This window comes from Streptomyces sp. NPDC038707 (genome assembly GCF_040636485.1).
Lineage (GTDB): Bacteria > Actinomycetota > Actinomycetes > Streptomycetales > Streptomycetaceae > Streptomyces.
In genome coordinates, this window is record NZ_JBEZUP010000096.1 from 1 (window position 1) to 1,650 (window position 1,650).

Below are 1,650 nucleotides of genomic sequence, written 5' to 3' on the forward strand. Positions count from 1 at the left end.
GGCGGCGGCCAGCTCCTCCGGGGTGGGATTGCCTCGTACGACCTTGATGTTCATGACCGCTCCCGGGGTCGGCGGGGTCTACAGGGGGATGTTGCCGTGCTTCTTCGGGGGCAGGGTTTCCCGCTTGGTGCGCAGTTGACGCAGGCCGCGGACGATGTGCGCGCGGGTGTCGGAGGGCATGATGACGGCGTCGACGTAGCCGCGTTCGGCCGCGACGTAGGGGTTGAGGAGGGTGTCCTCGTACTCCTGGATCAGCCGGGCCCGGGTCGCCTCGGCGTCGTCGGCTTCGGCTTCGGCGATGGTGCGGCGGTGCAGGATGTTGACCGCGCCCTGGGCGCCCATGACGGCGATCTGGGCGGTGGGCCAGGCCAGGTTGAGGTCGGCGCCCAAATGCTTGGAGCCCATGACGTCGTAGGCGCCGCCGAAGGCCTTGCGGGTGATGACGGTGATCAGCGGGACGGTGGCCTCGGCGTAGGCGTAGATCAGCTTGGCGCCGCGCCGGATGATGCCCTCGTGCTCCTGGCCGACGCCGGGCAGGAAGCCGGGGACGTCCACGAAGGTCAGCACCGGGATGTTGAAGGCGTCGCAGGTGCGCACGAAGCGGGCGGCCTTCTCGGAGGCGGCGATGTCCAGGCAGCCGGCGAACTGCATCGGCTGGTTGGCGACGACGCCGACCGGGTGGCCCTCGACGCGGCCGAAGCCGGTGAGGATGTTCGGCGCGAACAGGGCCTGGGTCTCGAAGAACTCGGCGTCGTCCAGGACGTGCTCGACCACCGTGTGCATGTCGTAGGGCTGGTTGGCGCTGTCGGGGACGAGCGTGTCCAGTTCGCGGTCCTCGTCGGTGACGGCGAGGTCCGCCTCCTCCGCGAAGACCGGGGGCTCGGAGAGGTTGTTGGACGGCAGGTACGACAGCAGCTGCTTGACGTACTCGATGGCGTCCTTCTCGTCGCCGGCCATGTGGTGGGCCACGCCGGAGGCGGTGTTGTGGGTGCGGGCGCCGCCCAGTTCCTCGAAGCCGACGTCTTCGCCGGTGACGGTCTTGATGACGTCCGGTCCGGTGATGAACATGTGGCTGGTCTGGTCGACCATGACGGTGAAGTCGGTGATGGCGGGGGAGTAGACCGCGCCGCCCGCGCAGGGGCCGACCACGAGGGAGATCTGGGGGATGACGCCGGAGGCGTGGGTGTTGCGGCGGAAGATCTCGCCGTAGGCGCCGAGGGAGGCGACGCCTTCCTGGATGCGGGCGCCGCCGGAGTCGTTGATGCCGATGACGGGGCAGCCGGTCTTCAGGGCGAAGTCCATCACCTTGACGATCTTCTGGCCGTAGACCTCGCCGAGGGCGCCGCCGAAGACGGTGAAGTCCTGGGAGAAGACGGCGACCGGGCGGCCGTCCACGGTGCCGTAGCCGGTGACCACGCCGTCGCCGTAGGGGCGGTTGCTGTCCAGGCCGAAGTTCGTGGAGCGGTGCCGGGCGAACTCGTCCAGCTCGACGAACGAGCCCTCGTCCAGCAGCAGCTCGATCCGCTCACGGGCGGTCAGCTTGCCCTTGGCGTGCTGCTTCTCGACGGCGCGTTCCGAACCGGCGTGCGTCGCCTCGTGGATGCGCCGCTGGAGATCCGCGAGCTTCCCCGCGGTCGTGTGAATGTCGAT

General features: G+C 69.2%; 2 protein-coding genes. Both read right to left on the reverse strand.

Annotated elements, in window-relative coordinates; all coding sequences use genetic code 11:
* Positions 1-54, reverse strand: a 54-nt coding sequence (locus tag AB0E62_RS39960) for an acyl-CoA carboxylase subunit epsilon (RefSeq protein WP_362206045.1), incomplete at its 3' end; no start/stop codon positions are given.
* A gap of 24 nt (positions 55-78) precedes the next feature.
* Positions 79-1,650: acyl-CoA carboxylase subunit beta (locus tag AB0E62_RS39965; RefSeq protein WP_362206042.1), on the reverse strand; the 1,572-nt coding region annotated here is incomplete at its 5' end.